This is a genomic window from Yersinia aldovae ATCC 35236 (assembly GCF_000173735.1).
GTDB lineage: Bacteria > Pseudomonadota > Gammaproteobacteria > Enterobacterales > Enterobacteriaceae > Yersinia > Yersinia aldovae.
Genome location: NZ_ACCB01000010.1, coordinates 55709 through 72424 on the forward strand (window position 1 = coordinate 55709; position 16716 = coordinate 72424).

Consider the following 16716-nt stretch of genomic DNA (forward strand, 5'->3'; position numbering starts at 1 on the left):
TAGAAAATGGAAAAGATAATCCCGCCGCTGATTTTTCAGAGCGAAACCAATGAATGCGGCCTGGCCTGTATTGCGATGCTGGCACAGACCCAAGGCATCAACGCACCGTTGGAGAGCTTACGGGAGCGCTATCCTGCATCTGAGCACGGAACGTCACTGGCGACCCTGTGCACTATTTTGTCTGAACTGGCGATACCGGTTTATCCGGTGGTATTTGAACATCAGGAACTGTCTGCCTTGCCATTGCCTGCTATTTTGCATTACGGAGCGAGTCACTACGTGCTGCTCGCGTACCGCAAAGGCAACTACGTCTGTGTGATGAATCCGGCGATCGGCCAGCAACTACTGCCAATGGACGCATTAAAAGCGGAAATCAGCGGCTATGCACTGGTGCTGGATTCTGAAACACCGGCCTCCCCTGACGCGATAAAGAAGATTGAACACAGCACACGACTGAGTGCGCTTGATTGCATGAGCCTGAAAGAAACGGCTAATGTCCGTGGCATCTATTGGCTGATGACGTTAGCGCTCTTGATCTCGCTGACGTTGTTTATCATGCCGACGATGGTCAGCAGCGCAATTAATGACGTGTTTTCTTCTGTCGGAAAGACTGATTTCCCCTATTTCTATTTTCTGCTGGCCTTCGTGGTTGCTACATCATTAGCTTTTGTGGTGCGATACATCACCGAGCGCTATATCAAACAATTTGTGGTGCTGAGCAGTGTGGCCGGATTCTCTCGCTTACTGAGCCATTCTCTCAATTTTTTTGATAAACGCGCCCCAGGGGATATCTTCAGCCGTTTTTCAAATTGGCAGATGGCTGCAACACAGAAAATCGAGCTGGATAACGGCCTGCGGACTGATTGGATAATCGGTGCCATTGCATTAGCGGTGATGTGTTATATGAGCCTGTTACTGGCGATGGTTTCTGTCGTTGGCGTGATATTGATGGGCTTGATCAGTATTTGGGCTATTTATCGCGATCGCTATTACACCCAACAGTTACAGGTAAAAGGCGCTGAGCAAAGTGATTTTATTCTGGAAACGATTCAGGGCTTTTCTACCATTAAATCAGCGGGTTTAGCCAGCCAGCGCCAGAGTGTATTTGCTGGCCTGGTACTGTCACTGTTCAGTGCGTTACAGAAGAAAAAAATCTACGATCAGGTCAAAAATAGCCTGTATCAGCTGATCGGCAGCCTGGAAATGGTGTTCTTTATGCTGCTGGCATTGCCGATGTTAAAGCAGGGTACACTGAGTTTAGGGGAGTTTTTTGCTTATAGTTTTGTGCGCGAGATTTTCACCTCCTATATCACCAAGATCTTCTATGCCATTTTGCAGAAAAACCAACTGCATGTGATTGATATCCGTGCCCGTGATCTGTTCCCTGCCGGGCAACAAACGCCCGCCTCAACTGATTCATCTATTCCTGCGGCTGTTCCGGCGTTTAGTCGTCAGTTGGTTTATCAGGATATCTGTTTTGCTTATGACGCCAGCCAGCCGGTGTTGCGGGATCTCTCGCTCTCGCTTGCGCGCGGCCAAAGTGTGGCGATTGTCGGGGAGTCAGGTGCCGGGAAGAGCACGCTACTAAAAGTGATGGCCGGGTTGTTGCCGCCACAGCAAGGGCGAGTTCTGGTGGATGGGCAAGCCGTTGATTTTCAGCAGGCGCATAGCTTGTTCTTCCTGCAAAGTCAGGAAGATATTCTGTTTAATGCCTCGGTATTACACAACATTACTCTGTTCGACGGGCATCTGGATGCGGCCAAACGTCAGCGTATCGAACAATCATTACAAGGTCTGCAATTAACCCCCGTTATCGATAAATTACCCGGCGGCTTAAGTGCGTTGGTGCGGGAGAGTCATGCTGCGCTATCACTTGGGCAACGTCAGCGTTTATTACTGGCGCGGGCGATGTACAGCGATTGTCCGGTGCTGGTGCTGGATGAACCGACGGCCAATCTGGATGAAGAGACGGCTCATCAGGTGATGCAGACCTTGCTGTCTCATTGTCGCGAATATAGTAAAACCCTGATTACCGTGACTCACAGTGAAAGTGTGTTGCCGATGTTTGACCGGATCTTCCGCTTGCATGACAGCCAATTGGCGCGTTTTTCTCGGCCAATGGCATCAAATCACCTGACGCCCGCGGTAGCTCAATGATGCGCATCAACTTGAAAAATCCAAAACAACGCCTGTCGCTTATCGGGCTTATCGTTTTGCTGATTATTATTGGCGTAGGGATTGCACTTTCGTTGAGTCAGCGCACGCCACAGGCTGCGCCGTTAACTGAAACTCTCAGTCGTGGTGACATAGAAAAGAATGTCATGGCGACCGGCAGTTTAAAGCCGTCGTTGCAGGTTAATGTTGGCGCACAGGTCAACGGTCAGTTAACCAAACTCTATGTTAAACAAGGGGATCGAGTTAAGCGCGGCCAGTTATTGGCAGAGATCGATCCCACATTGCAACAGAACGCGCTGCGCAAATCTGAAGCTGAATTACAAAGTGCGCAGGCGCAAAAACAAGCGGCTCAGGCGCTTTCACGGCAATATTTGCTGGAGTTTCAGCGGCAGAAAACACTGGCTCGGGAAGGTTCAGGGATAAAAAGTGCACTGGAAAAAGCGCAGGCGCAGTACGACAGCCAACTGGCGCAAGTTCGCGTCAATGAAGCGCAGATAGTGCAGAGCCAGATGGCGTTGGAAACGGCAAAAGCCAATCTGGGTTTTACCCGCATCATGGCACCGATTGATGGCGAAGTGCTGGGTATCGTCACTAAAGAGGGGCAAACCATTGTTTCCTCTCAAACGGTGCCAACCATTCTGGTATTGGCGAATGTCGATACCATGACCGTCCACACCCGTATTTCAGAAACTGACATTCTCAAAGTCAGTGTCGGGCAGCTGTTGTGGTTCTATGTGGTGGCGAATCCCGATCGCCGTTACGAGAGCCGGATGGATGCCATTCAAGAGGCGTCTGCCGATAGCTTGCGTGAGGATGGATCTGGATCGGTGAGTAATTCGCAGCCTTCCGCGGTGTATTACAACGGTATTTTCAGTATCGCCAATAGCGAACGTTTGTTACGCACCTCTATGACGGCGCAGGTATTTATCATCACTGCGCAGGCGAAGAATGTGCTGCGGGTGCCTTTGTCTGCATTAGGGGTACAGCAGCCCGATAAGCGTTATCGGGTCGAGGTGATTAATGGTCAACAGCGTGCTGTGCGCTGGGTGCGGGTTGGCCTGCGAGATGGTCAGTATGCCGAGGTGAAAGAGGGGTTAGCGCAAGGTGATCAGGTGGTCGTTATGGGGGCATCATTATGATCATAAAGACGTTTAGCGAAAACAGTGCAAAAGACTCGGCGCTGATCGAGTTAAAGGGGATTTATCGCCACTTTACCTCCGGAACGCAGTCTGTTGCGGTATTGAAGAATATCTCACTGTCGATAAACCGTGGCGAGATGGTGGCTATCATCGGGGCTTCCGGATCGGGTAAATCGACGCTGATGAATATTATTGGCTGCCTGGACAAACCGACGCAGGGGGAAATGGCTATCCACGGCATCCCGACGGGCCAGGCAAGCAGTGAACAGTTGGCGCAATTGAGAAGCCAGTACATCGGTTTTATTTTTCAGCGCTATCACTTGATGCCTTATTTAACTGCCACCGAAAATATCGTGATTCCGGCACTTTATACCGCGATGACGCCGGTTGAACGTCAGACGCGTGCGGTTTACCTGCTCAATCGTTTAGGGCTGGGTGGCCATCTGCTGCATAAGCCAGCTCAGCTATCGGGGGGGCAACAACAGCGGGTCAGTATAGCCAGAGCACTGATGAACGGTGCCAGCATCATTTTGGCAGATGAACCCACCGGTGCGCTGGACAGTGCCAGCGGGCAAGAATTGATGGGGATTTTGCACGGCCTGCACCAGTCCGGTCATACCATTATTATCGTGACTCATGACCGCAATATCGCTAATCAGGCACAGCGTATTATCGAGATAAGCGACGGCGAAATCATTGCCGATGGTCATAACGTGGCATTAAACCTCACGGCAGCACATGCTGCGCTGCCTGCCACTGCCGCCACAGGCCGCCCACACTGGTGGTTGAGTGTGCGTGAAGCAATAAAAATGGCCTGGCGCTCACTGCTCGGCCACCGTATCCGCGCCTTCTTATCGATGCTGGGGATCATTATCGGCATCTCGTCGGTAATATCTTCAATGGCGGTAGGGGAAGGCGCTCGTCAGGAGATTCTCAGTGAAATCAGTCAGCTTGGTACCAGTAATCTGGATATCCGCCCAGGATTGGGTTGGGATAAGCCTCGCCCTGATTTTGAGCGTTCACTCACACTGGCTGATGTCGAATTGCTGCGTCGTCAACCTTATGTTGAAAGCCTGTCGCCGGTGGTGAGTAGAGTGGCCGCTGCGGTGCGTGGTGATAAACAAGTGATGGTGACACTTTCGGGTGTTAGTAACGGATTTTTCCATGTGCAAGGGATTGATTTTATTGCAGGTGCTGGATTTACCCAGCACCATGTTAACGAGCGTGAAGCGGTCATTATTCTGCAACCGGAACTGAGAGACACCCTGTTTGCTGCGGGTGAAAACCCGATTGGCGAAATTGTACAGTTGGAGGGAATTCCGTTGCGAGTGATTGCTATCGCCAAAAGAAAAGGAACGCAGTTTGGTGGGTTACTGACGGCGTGGATGCCCTATACCTCACTGACTGAACGTATCTCTGGTGATATGCCTTTGGAATTAATTACCTTACGGGTACGGGAAGGTTATCACCTCAATGAGGTGCAGCGTGATGTCGAAAAGGTACTGGAGCAGGCCCACGGGCAGCGTGACTTTTTTATTCTAACCAACGACCAGATGACCCGCGCAATTCAGAAAACCTCAGACTCAATGACGCTGCTAATTACCGCGATTGCTGCAATCTCGCTGCTGGTGGGCGGTGTGGGTGTGATGAACATCATGCTGGTTTCGGTCACGGAGCGCACTCACGAAATCGGTATCCGCCTGTCGGTGGGTGCTCGCCCCGGTGACATCATGCTTCAGTTTTTGATTGAAGCGGTGGTTATTTGCACCCTAGGCGGTTTGATTGGCATTGCCGGTTCTGCGCTGGCCGGGGTGATTTTCTCCTGGTTTACTCAAGCATTCACCTTGGTTTTTACCTGGTTACCGATGGTGCTGGCGTGCAGTTTCTCCGCACTGATTGGTTTGGGATTTGGCTTTTTCCCAGCGCGCAATGCAGCCCGTTTGCATCCAACACAGGCGTTGGCCCGAGAATGAAAAGAGTCATCAATACTGTAATTATTACACTGCTGCTCACCGGTTGCGGTTCCATGCTGAAAAGTGATTATCAGCGGCCGATGTTGTCGGTGCCTGATAGCTGGCGCATCAAGGATAGCGGTGGCGGTTACCTGAATCACAGTGTGCATTGGTGGGAGAATTTTGATGATCCAACGCTCACTGAAAATATCAACCGCATGTTGGTCAGCAACAATGATCTGACGGTTGCCGGGCTTAAGTTGCAGCAAGCAAGGCTAAGCGCTGGGCTGACTAATACCAATTTGCATCCCAATATCACGCTGAATGGCGCTGGCAGTAATACCCGCTCTTTGAATGAGAATACCCAACCGCGTGAGAATTACAGCACTTCGTTAGGTTTGAGCTACGAACTGGATTTGTGGGGCAAACTGGCCCGCGCCCGTGATCAATCACAATGGACAGTAAATGCCACCGAGCAAGACCGTCAGGAGACAGCACTCTCCCTGATTGGTACTACCGCTGACGTGTACTGGCAGATTGCTAAATTCAATCAGCAATTGCGCTATCAACAGGCGGCAGTGGTTATCGCGCAGGACAGCCTCAAGCTGGTGCGTTCACGATTAGGGGCGGGGGATGCCAGTGAGATTGAGTTATTGCAGGCGCAGCAGGCACTGCTGGACAGACAGAATCAGTATCAGAATCTGCAACAGCAGCGGGAAGCGGCGCGCAATGCAATGGCGGTGCTGTTTAACCGTGCACCGGACTACCGTCAGGCTGAACGTAACTCACTGGATTTACAGCAACAAGTGCCAATCTCCGCAAGTTTACCGCTACAGGTCATCGCCCAGCGGCCTGATGTGCAAGCTGCCGAGTGGCGTTTGCGGGCTGCATTGGCCGGATCGGATATGGCTAAACTCAATTTTTACCCGACGCTCTCGCTCGGTGCCAGTCTGGATGCTGGTAGCGCCATCTTCTCACAGTGGTTTAGCAACCCCAGCCGCACCTTAAGCGTAAGCAGTGCGCTGCCATTCTTACAGTGGAATACCGTGCAGCTCACCATCGAACAGTCAACGCTGGATGTGAAACTGGCGGCCGTCGATTTTCGCCGCAAAGTTTACAGTGCGTTGAAAGATGTGGATGACGCAATGACTCAGCGGGTGAGTTACCAACTGCAAAAAGAGAATCAATGGCAAAACCTGCAACTCAGCCAGCGTCGGCTTACCCTGACCAGCAGCCAGTATCAGGCCGGTGCCGTTTCATTTCAGACCTTACTGGATGCGCAGGATGCTCTGCTAACCAGTGAAACCAGTTTGCTCGAACTTCAATATAACTACCTGAATGCCACCATGAAATTGTGGTTGGCGTTAGGCGGTGGTAGCGATGACAGTAAAGGAATTAAATCATGACAAATACAGCAAAACAGCGTCGTGTGGTGGTAACCGGTTATGGCTCTGTCACCCCGCTGGGCATGGATGCGGAGCAAAGCTGGGCGGCTATCATGGATTATCAATTGGGTTATCGCGATTACGACAAATCTGCGCAGGGGATCCAATCGCGCTTTTTTGGTTTGCTGGATGCCGAACCTAATTTGAAATCAGTGCCTGCGGCTATTCGCCGTCGTCTGCCTCGTTATGCTCGCCTGGCACTGGCGGCAGCACGGGAGGCGATGGGAATGGCTTTCGGCGAACAGTCGCTTGACGATTATTATGATTTGCTGGATTGCGGCACTATCATCGGCAGCGGTTGGGCCGGGCAGGATGAAACTCATGATAACTATGACGGTTTTCTGCAAACTGGATTAGGCACGCCGTTTGGTTGTTTTCTGTCGATGCCCAATGCCGGTACTGCGGCGTGCAGCTTATATTGGGGGTTACGTGGTTATCAGAATTCGCCCATCGCTGCTTGTGCTACCGGGACGATTGCCATCGGCGATGCCTTTGAAGTGATCCGCAGCGGGCGGGCCTCTATGATGCTGGCTGGCGCGGGCGAATCACTGCGCAGTGATGCGGCGATATGGAATATCGATATTCTCGGTGCATTAGCGCGCGAGCAGGACGATATCACTAAAGCCAGTTGCCCGTTTAGTCTGGATCGCAACGGGTTTGTGCTTTCCGAAGGTGCTGCGGTGCTGTGTTTGGAGGAGCGGGAAGCGGCATTGGCACGCGGTGCTGCTATCCTTGGCGAGATTAAAGGTTACGGTAACTATTCCGATGCCTTTGATTTTACTGCACCAGCAGAAGATAAAGTGGCGCGGGTTAAAACCATCCAGCGCGCTATCGAGCAAGCAGGTTTGAGCGCAGCAGAGATTGATTACGTCAATCTTCACGGCACCTCGACCCAGCTTAACGATCTCAATGAAACTCAATCCATCAAACAGGTGTTTGGTGACGCGGCATATAGCACGCCACTGTCTAGTACCAAATCCTATTCGGGCCATTTGATTGCTGCGGCTGGCAGCTTTGAATCGATTATCTGCCTGCAAGCACTGAAACACCAGATTATGCCAGCCACTTGTCATCTTAAAAATGCCGATCCGCAGTGCGACCTGGATTACATCAAAGAGGGCCACCGGCCAAAAGCCTTGCGCAATACCCTGAACCTTAGCTTTGGTTTCGGCGGGGCGAATGCCGCACTGGTCATCGGGCTGGATTGAGTATGATAGCCAACGACAACACGACGTTTAGCTATAACTACAGTCGCAGTGATGCGGAACGCTGGGCTGAATTTTCTGGTGATCATAATCCGATCCACTTTGATCTTAAACATGCACAACTTCTGGGGCAACAACAAGTTACAGTGCATGGAATGCGGGCGATGCTGGATCTTAAGTACCAACTTAGCCGCGCGCTATTGCCGCTATCGCCAACCGCTGATTTTTTGCGTTTTAACGCCCGTCTGCGCCAACCGGTGTTGTGCGATAGCGCTTATCAGTTGCAACTGAGTCTGGCGAACGCGCAGGTTAGCGCTAACCTGATTAATAGCGGCAGTGGTGAGAACTGCTTTAGCAGCAAATTGCGCAGCACCTCCCCGTTAACACTGACTAAATGCGGATCGTGGGCTTCGCTTGGCGGCAGCGAAGTACATCAATTTAGCCAGCAGTTTCCGGGCGATGCCACATCAGCTGCTGAGTGTTGGGGGTTCTTCGATGCATTGCTGTTTAAATTGTTAATTGCTGCCCCGCAAACGCTGGTAGCGGCTAAACAAATTTTATCGGTTATTCAGGCCGATACCTTGATTGACATCTTCCGCCACGTCCCGGTCATTCAGACCCACCATGACGTGCAGTTCAGTGCTGATTTCATGAGTATCAATAACCCACATTTATTTGTTCGTAGCGCCCTGCACTATGCCATTGAACCGACGTTAATCGTGGGAAATCAATATGATGGATGGGTATTGCGTTCGGCTATTCAGGCCCGTTCAGATGCCGGGCCTTTAATCACCACCGCTGTAACATTAAAAACGTGGCCATTAGCCGCGCATTAACAGGAGTTCATCATGGAAAAGTATCAACAGGTTTATGACACCGTTTGCGAAATGTTGTGTGACGCTAAAGATCTGGAAATGTCAGTGCTGTCGCCTGAGATGTCACTGCATCAACTAAAACTGGATAGCCTGGATTATGTCGAATTGATGGTGCTGGCTAAACGTGAGTTTGCTGCCACATTGAATGCCGAGATGTTTATGGAAAATCCCAACATGACTTTAGGCGAACTTTGCCAGAAGTTAGCAGAACAGAAGAAATAATATTATGAGCAGGCAATGGGTGTTAATTACCGGAGGCAGTCGCGGTATTGGACGAGCCTTGGTTGAGGAGCTGGCTAACGAGTGGAATGTTATTTTTACCTGGCGCAATGATGAGCAGCAAAGTCGTGATGTGATCAGTCACTGTGAAGGGCTGGCTGGCTGGGTGAAAAGTTATCGTTGTGATGGCAGCAATCAGAGTGATGTCGATGCATTGGCCCCGCAGTTACTGGAAAAGTACGGGCCACCCGGTGCCGTCATCCATAATGCGGGTATCACTGGCGATGGCCTACATATTCAGCAAGATGGTGATAACTGGCGTAATGTGTTGGATACCAATTTGAATGCGGTTTTTTATTGGAATAAACATCTATTACCTCAAATGATGATACAGGGAGAGGGGGCGGTGCTATTGATGTCGTCGGTTACGGCCATTAAGGGTAACGTCGGGCAGAGCGCTTATGCTGCCAGTAAAGCTGCGATGATTGGCCTTGGTCGCTCGCTGGCACTGGAAATGGGGCGCTTTGGTATTCGGGTAAACTGCCTGCTGCCGGGGGTGATCGATAGTGATATGACTCGCGCGATGCCTGCGGAAGCTTTAAAAGGGCTACGCAAACAGATCCCACTGCGGCGTTTGGGGAATGCACAGGAAGTCGCGCGCGTCAGTGCCTTTATGATTGGTAATGATAGCCGTTATATGACGGGCCAAACACTGGTATTGGACGGTGGCTTGACAGCTTAAGTCTTTATTAGCAAAAGACTCTCGTCATCAACGGTCGTCTTTTACTATTAAGAGATAACAATTTATTATTCGTTTATTCTGAGATGTTCCATTTATGTGCCAATGTGGATTTTGTCTGACCGCTCAGCCATTGATTAACTTCATTTAGCAGATGCTTATTATCTTTAGCCATCATATAAACTTTATAACTGCCAGTACCGGGTAATACTTCGGCTGTCGCTACACAAAATACGCCCGGTTCTTTGCTTTGATAATAATCCCCTTCGATCAAGTCGGTGAACATAATATCAGCGCTCTTATCCCGCACGCCTTGCAAGTTAGCTACATTATCTTTGGTTCGGATAATCTGCGCTTGCTTGATATTGGCATCAACAAACGATTGATTGGTGCCGCCCGGATTGACGATGACTTTAACGGATTTGCGATCAATAGCCTCCAACGTTGGGAATTTCTGGGATTGCTGGCAATTGGCGAGAGCAATTTTACCGTTTTTCACTACGGCGTTGGATAAGACAAATTGTGCTGCGCGTCCCGGTGTTGCCGTTACACCGCCCATCGCGATATCAAATTTATCTGCCGCCAAATCCTCGGAAAGTGTTGGCCAACTGGTCATGACAAAATTAACCTTAAGATTTAGGTTATCAGCCAGTGATTTTGCCATATCCACATCGTAGCCAATTAACTTACCTTGCTTATCGTGAAATGCCAGCGGAGCATAATCACCAGGCACGCCAATGCGTAATTCCCCACTTTGCTTAATTTCCTGCCAATTTTTTGCCAATACTTGCTGGCTACTGATTAAAGCCAATACCATTATTCCCAGCGATAATTTCTTCATTTTTACTCCTGTTATTTTTATAAAAGACGGGTAGGGCCAATCAGAGTAACAATAGCGGAGGTTATCCCCCGCGATTGTTTCGCGAGGATTACACCCAGCCTTTGGTGCGGAACATTTTTAACACCGTAACAAATGCCATCATTTCTTCCGGCGTTCCTAACGTTAGGCGATTCCAACCTACGGCGGGGGGAAATTCACGCCCGACAAACACATGATATTGCTTCATCCGGTTTTGATAGGTTTTGACATCGCCATTTACCTGATGGAAGACAAAGTTTGCCTGCGATGGTACATAAATCAATTTAAGTTCATCCAACGCGGTCGTAACAATACGGCGGGCCTGATCAGCAGACTGGCGGCTGTATTGCACGAAAGGCTTATCCTGCAATGAGGCTAATGCCGCGACAGCACCGGCTGTATTGGTGTTATCTAACGAAACGAAGTTCTCAACAGCAGCAATCAGTTCTGGGTGTGCGACGCCATAACCTATTCTTAAACCTGCCAGCGCAAATATTTTTGAGAATGTCCGTGTCACGACTAGGTTCTTATGACCGGCCTGTACCAGTCCGATAGCACTGCGAAACGCAGGATCACTGACAAATTCTGCATAAGCTTCGTCAATAATAAACAACGTATCCGGTGAGGCATTTTTAACCCAGGCTTCAATCAGATTCGCTGGGGTGATGGTGGCAGTCGGGTTATTGGGATTGCATAGATAGACAATCGAGCGGCCCTTGAAATCTGCCACTTTTTTCTGCATAACGGGCAGATCAAAGGCCATTTCTTTGGTTAGAACGACTTTCTCAATCGGGATAGCGAAAGGTTTGGCATACAACTCGGCATAATTAAAGGTTGGGTCTGGCACCACTAGCTGGATTGGCGTCTTATCCTGTTCGGCCTGGCGGATGATGGCTTGAATTATCGCTTGAATAGTTTCAGATGAACCATTTCCCAATGAAATATTTTCAGTTTTTAGTTGATATTCTGTGGCGATATTTTCAATTAATTGCTCACGGGCGGCATCCGGGTAACGACATGCTGTCGGTAGTACCGCGATAATGGCCTGATGTGCTTTAGGCGACATTCCCAGTGAATTCTCATTAAAATTTAACAGCAGTGGCCGCAGCTCGCCAGGCACCGGTACGGGTTGTTTTATTTTTTCGCTATTTGCCTGCGCGCTAGGAATAAGGCTATTTAACGTTAACCCACCCAGCAGCAAACCTGACGATTTTAAAAGGGTACGACGATCCATACAGACTTCTCCTATCTGGATTTCTATTGCATTTTTGTTATATGTATCTATGAGAATAACGTTATGTCTTATTTTTAAGCAATAAACTTTTAAAAAAAGCATTCACTTCCAGAGGGTTACAAGAATATTCTGTATTTTTTAAGGATGTTCCAGGATTTATTTAGGGTGAGTTCACAATGAGGGGAATAAAAAGTTTCCGCAGCATTTACGATCAAATACTGCGAGAAACCCATTATTGCTAAGTATGTTAGAAATTAACCCGGAAACCTATGTTAGCCATGATGGGGGACTCAACGTAGCTCCCTTTACGGTAGTTAGCTTCCGCATAAATTGACGCTTGTCTGGTCAAATTGAGGTCGACTCCCAAACCATATTTTCCGGTATTGCCAGAGAGATTATTATTAAAGTCATTAACTTGGTTGATAGTGACGCTGTTTGACTTAATGAATTCTCTTTCAACCGCAACTTTGGCGTAAGGCCGAATGATAGCGCCATTTTTTAGGTCAAATTCTGTTCCTATTTGAGTCCCTATTTCACCTTTAGCCGAACGATTATTATCAAGGCCTGCTTTCATGCCATTATTCAGCACAATATCTTTGCCTTGTGCAGTAAAATAGCTGGTTCGGATATAAGGTTCGACAAACCAATTCTCAGACAGTCTGTAGTGGTAGCCCGCTTCCAGCGATCCACCTACTGCATTCTGGTTATAATCGCTTTTGACCTGGCTACCATTGGTCATATTTGCATTCAGAGAATTATTGAAACGGTTCGCTTTAAGTACCGCATCAATATAATAACCCGTGTTATCGAAATAACTGCCATAAGCACCCAGGCTATAACTGTCGACGGTACTATTGCCACCACGAGCATGTTTCACTCGGTTATTGCTATAAGAAGTAAAACCACCTAATACCAGTTGGCCGGAAGAAAGCCCCAATACTTTATCAGCACCGATTTCAACGCCATTCTGCTGCAAGCGGTAAGCAGCATCGTGCGCGGTATTAATACGACTATTATTGGTTAAATAGCGGCCCCAAACACCGCCGTTATCGCCTTTACTGCGGTTAAGGTCACCTTTACGCAGGCGCAGGTTTTGTAATTCACCATCGAAAATAAATTGGTTGGATGAAGCCATACTTAATACTGCATCCGTTGATGGCGTTGTTTTGGCGGCTGGGCCTGGCTGGGTAGGATTCGGTTGTTGAGGTTCTGGCTCTGGCTCAGGAGCAGGTGGCACAGGTGCTGGTTCAGGCGTTGGCTCAGGTGCAGGCGCGACACCGGTATTCAGATCACTGCCTAAATACCATAGATTGCCCCCTGCCCGTGTGGTGTTATCCCATTTATTCAAGCTATATACATAAGTACCACCATCCACTTCGGTGATGTTAGCACCTGAGAGTGAAGCCAGTGAGAATGTCGCATCACCGCTGAGATCGTGGATAAGATCTAGCGTTGTCGTATCCGGTGCGGTTATCTCACTACCTGAGTCGTTTACGATGACTTTATGTGAGCCGCTGCCATTAGCGATAGTGACAAAGTTGCCTTTACCTTCTGCGATAGACGTATTGAACTGGAAAGCGCCAGAACCGGAAAGGTTGCCGATATTCAACGAGGTATAGTTCACCTCCGTTCCTGACTGGAAAACCACTCTGCCGCCATTCAACGCCAGATTATCAACGGTTGCGGCGGCATCGGTTGCCGCATTGTAGCGCACCATCAAACGGGTATTTTCGCCATTAAGAACCACATTTTCAGCATATGCACCAGTGGTTGCCGCACTATCAAGATAGACTGTAGCTGCATTGTTTACCTGCGTCAGGCCGGTTAGTTTTGCTCCGGCGCGCACCCAAGAATAGGCCTTATCAAGTAAGGTGGTGTTATGTGATTCACCGCCGGAATAGATATTCTGATAAGCAGTGCCATTAAAGGTTGCAGCGCTGACAAGGCCAGTATCATCAATACGTTGATTAGCTTTGTCGTAAAATTTCGCATCAACACTATGGCCATTAGCCGCAACGATCTGTCGGCTGGAGTCAACAAATTCTGAGTCATAGGATGTGGCTTTGGTATCCCAGTTTTTGGCCTCTTTTTCATACCCCACAGCATTTCATAAGAGGTATCTTGATAGCGGCTATTGGTGATGTAGGGATCAAATTCAATGCTGTCGTCTTCTTTCGTCTCAGTATAAGTTGAGCCATTCATAGCAAACTGGGTAGAAACAATTATTGCTGAATTGCCTTTGGCTATCGTCTGGTCAGCCGAGGTCATAACCCACATCAGGCTATTGTTTAACGTAGTATTTTCTGCACGACCTTCATAAGTTGGGCCGCCCTGATAATGGGTGCCAGTTATGGTAAAAGTACTGTTATTCACTTCGGTATAACGGATAGTACCTAAGGCGATTGCTGCGGAGAAATGATCGTGAGGATAATATAATTTATATCCTTCGCCATTAAATATAAAATGATTATCTTCAGTGCCAGTAATTACGCCATCACCTAATGAAATACTGTGAAATTCACCTTCGCCAGATTTTGTTTGTTCACAAATGCCGGTAACCACATATCCGACACAGGGCACTGCATTGGCACTTATCGAGCTTGAGGTGTAAATAATGGATGAAATAGCTACGCTAAGGTAAGTTTTCCTGATGTTTTTATTCATAGAGGTAAATTCCAATTTTATTTTATAAAGTCATTAGCTTTCATGCATTCTCAATTGATGCATTATTATTCAGGCTTTTTTTGGGGTGAGATAATTAAATAGAGAGAATTATTGCGTATTAGTCTAAATACGATGCATTCAATTTAATGAGTATTTATTATGTTAAGCCGTGAAAGGGATAGTAACTAGATAACCTTAGGTAAAGTATGGGAATCTGTGTCCATCGTTGTAGGAAAGTTCTCACTTAAAGGTGTGGGAGACCTCTCTAGCTAGAATCAGCATTTTTTCTTTTATTTATCATATAGAAGTAATGATAAATATGATTTATTAGACGGCATCTTCAGCATCAGTGTCGACCTCGGATATATTTTCCGCTTCAATGTTTTATTCTTACTGATGATAACATCAGGCTACTTTACGAACGTAGTTAATCTATTTCGCTAACTTATTAAAATAACAATTTAGAAAATGGTTAAGTATGAAGAAGCCTATTTATGCCACTCGTTAGAAATTAATAGAGGAAAGGTACTGCGCTTTATTCAATATTGGTGTTTGTCAGTAACCCAATTCTGCTGAATTAAGTGGTAGATTCTATATGCGGCTGTGGGTTCTGCCACTGTCACCATGATGGATGCGATAATAATTGCGGCACCGATATTAACGGCGTATCCAAATATCAGCTCATAAATCGATTAGTTCCGGAGTTATTGGTTTCACCATTGTCACTGACTCGTTATGCTGGCGGGTAAACAATACGGTGGTATGACACTGAATGAGTCTGTTAAATATGATACCACCGCCGCCGTTATCGCATCGGGTATCACTTTCCTGCTTCCTTACATCATATGATCGAAAAGAGACATTTTATGAACAGCACTGACATTGATAAATTAGTTGCCGGCTTCCCTTTGGTCAAAAAGCTTATCAATTTAGAGACGGTGACCTGGTTTAACCCGCTTGCTACCACACTAGAGCAGGGGCTGCCGTATGTTGGATTAACCGAGTACGATGTCGCGGATGCCGAGGCACGGCTGCAACGCTTTGCGCCTTATTTGTGTCTGGCATTCCCTGAAACACAAAAGACTCACGGCATTATTGAATCTGATATCGTGGCGATTCCCTCCATGAAAGAGACGCTGCAACAGCGATACGGCGTTGAAATTAGCGGTCGACTGTTATTGAAGAAAGACAGCCATTTACCTATCTCTGGTTCGATTAAAGCGCGCGGCGGTATTTATGAAGTGTTAACCCATGCTGAAAAGCTGGCGTTACATGCCGATTTATTAGTTGAAACCGATGATTACAGTAAATTGTTCTCGGATGATTTCCGCCAATTCTTCAGCCAATATCGCATTGCGGTGGGATCGACCGGTAACTTGGGCATGTCGATTGGCATCATCAGTGCCAAGCTGGGATTTCGCGTCAGTGTGCATATGTCTGCCGATGCGCGCGAATGGAAAAAACAGAAACTCCGCGAGCATGGGGTAAACGTGGTTGAGTATGCACAGGACTATGGCGTGGCGGTAGCGCAAGGGCGTAAAGAGGCCGAATCTGACCCGAATTGTTTCTTTATTGATGATGAGAACTCGCAAACCCTGTTCCTTGGCTATTCGGTGGCGGGCAACCGGTTGAAGAGGCAGCTTGCCGAACAGCAGATTGTGGTGAATGAAAATCACCCGCTGTTTGTCTATCTACCTTGTGGCGTGGGTGGCGGCCCCGGTGGTGTAGCGTTCGGCCTGAAACTGGCATTGGGTGATCATGTACACTGTATTTTTGCCGAGCCAACCCATTCACCGTGCATGTTATTGGGGGTGTACACCGGTTTGCACGATGGTATTTCTGTGCAGGATATCGGTATCGACAACATAACCGCCGCAGATGGTTTAGCGGTAGGTCAGGCATCAGGGTTTGTTGGCCGTGCGATGGAACACTTACTCGACGGTTTTTATACTTTAAGTGATGCTGAAATGTATGCCCTGCTGGGCTTGTTAAATCGTGATGAGGGCATTCAATTGGAACCTTCTGCACTGGCTGGGATGCCAGGCCCTGCACGGGTGAGTATGAGTTCTGACTATTTGCGTAATCAGCATCTTAGCGCGGAAAAAATGCACAATGCGACCCATCTGGTGTGGGCAACCGGCGGCGGTATGGTTCCTGGCGAAGAGATGAAAAAGTATCTTGCGACGGCGAGGATTTGATTGCTTTTCATC

11 protein-coding genes and 1 pseudogene are annotated in these 16716 nt (G+C 48.3%); 9 read left to right on the forward strand and 3 right to left on the reverse strand.

The window, feature by feature from the left end; genetic code table 11:
- The first annotated feature begins 6 nt into the window (after window positions 1-6).
- The 8 genes from YALDO0001_RS06650 to YALDO0001_RS06685 are packed head-to-tail and all read left to right on the forward strand — an operon-like array spanning window position 7 to window position 9752.
- Window positions 7-2157 (forward strand): peptidase domain-containing ABC transporter, encoded by a 2151-nt coding sequence (locus tag YALDO0001_RS06650; RefSeq protein ID WP_004701194.1) that lies wholly within the window; start codon window positions 7-9, stop codon window positions 2155-2157.
- A complete protein-coding gene (locus tag YALDO0001_RS06655) occupies window positions 2157-3314 on the forward strand; it encodes an efflux RND transporter periplasmic adaptor subunit (RefSeq protein WP_042839528.1) in 1158 nt (385 codons plus the stop codon). The genes YALDO0001_RS06650 and YALDO0001_RS06655 overlap by 1 nt, the downstream gene beginning before the upstream one ends.
- Window positions 3311-5287, forward strand: a complete 1977-nt coding sequence (locus YALDO0001_RS06660) for a MacB family efflux pump subunit (RefSeq protein ID WP_042839506.1) — start codon at window positions 3311-3313, stop codon at window positions 5285-5287. The genes YALDO0001_RS06655 and YALDO0001_RS06660 overlap by 4 nt, the downstream gene beginning before the upstream one ends.
- Complete coding sequence (locus YALDO0001_RS06665; protein WP_042839507.1) at window positions 5284-6672, forward strand: efflux transporter outer membrane subunit; 1389 nt, start codon at window positions 5284-5286, stop codon at window positions 6670-6672. Before YALDO0001_RS06660 ends, YALDO0001_RS06665 begins: the two co-directional genes overlap by 4 nt.
- The gene (locus YALDO0001_RS06670; protein WP_042839508.1) at window positions 6669-7919 is read left to right on the forward strand and encodes a beta-ketoacyl-[acyl-carrier-protein] synthase family protein; all 1251 of its coding nucleotides are present in this window, start codon (window positions 6669-6671) and stop codon (window positions 7917-7919) included. Before YALDO0001_RS06665 ends, YALDO0001_RS06670 begins: the two co-directional genes overlap by 4 nt.
- Window positions 7920-7921: 2 nt before the next feature.
- Window positions 7922-8752, forward strand: coding sequence for a MaoC/PaaZ C-terminal domain-containing protein (locus YALDO0001_RS06675; RefSeq protein WP_004701203.1), 831 nt, complete (start codon window positions 7922-7924; stop codon window positions 8750-8752).
- A 12-nt stretch (window positions 8753-8764) separates the two neighbouring features.
- Window positions 8765-9013 (forward strand): acyl carrier protein, encoded by a 249-nt coding sequence (locus YALDO0001_RS06680; RefSeq protein WP_004701204.1) that lies wholly within the window; start codon window positions 8765-8767, stop codon window positions 9011-9013.
- A 4-nt stretch (window positions 9014-9017) separates the two neighbouring features.
- Window positions 9018-9752: an SDR family NAD(P)-dependent oxidoreductase gene (locus tag YALDO0001_RS06685; RefSeq protein WP_042547901.1), complete on the forward strand. Its 735-nt coding sequence runs from the start codon at window positions 9018-9020 to the stop codon at window positions 9750-9752.
- A 73-nt stretch (window positions 9753-9825) separates the two neighbouring features.
- Here the strand turns inward: YALDO0001_RS06685 and YALDO0001_RS06690 are convergent, their stop codons facing one another.
- The 3 genes and pseudogenes from YALDO0001_RS06690 to YALDO0001_RS06700 all read right to left on the reverse strand — a co-directional run bounded on the left by YALDO0001_RS06690 (window position 9826) and on the right by YALDO0001_RS06700 (window position 14506).
- Complete coding sequence (locus YALDO0001_RS06690; protein WP_004701208.1) at window positions 9826-10590, reverse strand: transporter substrate-binding domain-containing protein; 765 nt, start codon at window positions 10588-10590, stop codon at window positions 9826-9828.
- A gap of 88 nt (window positions 10591-10678) precedes the next feature.
- Window positions 10679-11842 (reverse strand): pyridoxal phosphate-dependent aminotransferase, encoded by a 1164-nt coding sequence (locus tag YALDO0001_RS06695; protein WP_004701210.1) that lies wholly within the window; start codon window positions 11840-11842, stop codon window positions 10679-10681.
- A gap of 247 nt (window positions 11843-12089) precedes the next feature.
- Window positions 12090-14506 (reverse strand): annotated as a pseudogene (locus YALDO0001_RS06700) (autotransporter outer membrane beta-barrel domain-containing protein).
- Between the two features lie 866 nt (window positions 14507-15372).
- Between YALDO0001_RS06700 and dsdA the strand changes: the two are divergent.
- Entirely contained in the window at window positions 15373-16704 is a 1332-nt protein-coding gene (gene dsdA / locus YALDO0001_RS06705) for a D-serine ammonia-lyase (protein ID WP_004701219.1), read from the forward strand.
- Window positions 16705-16716: the final 12 nt, after the last annotated feature.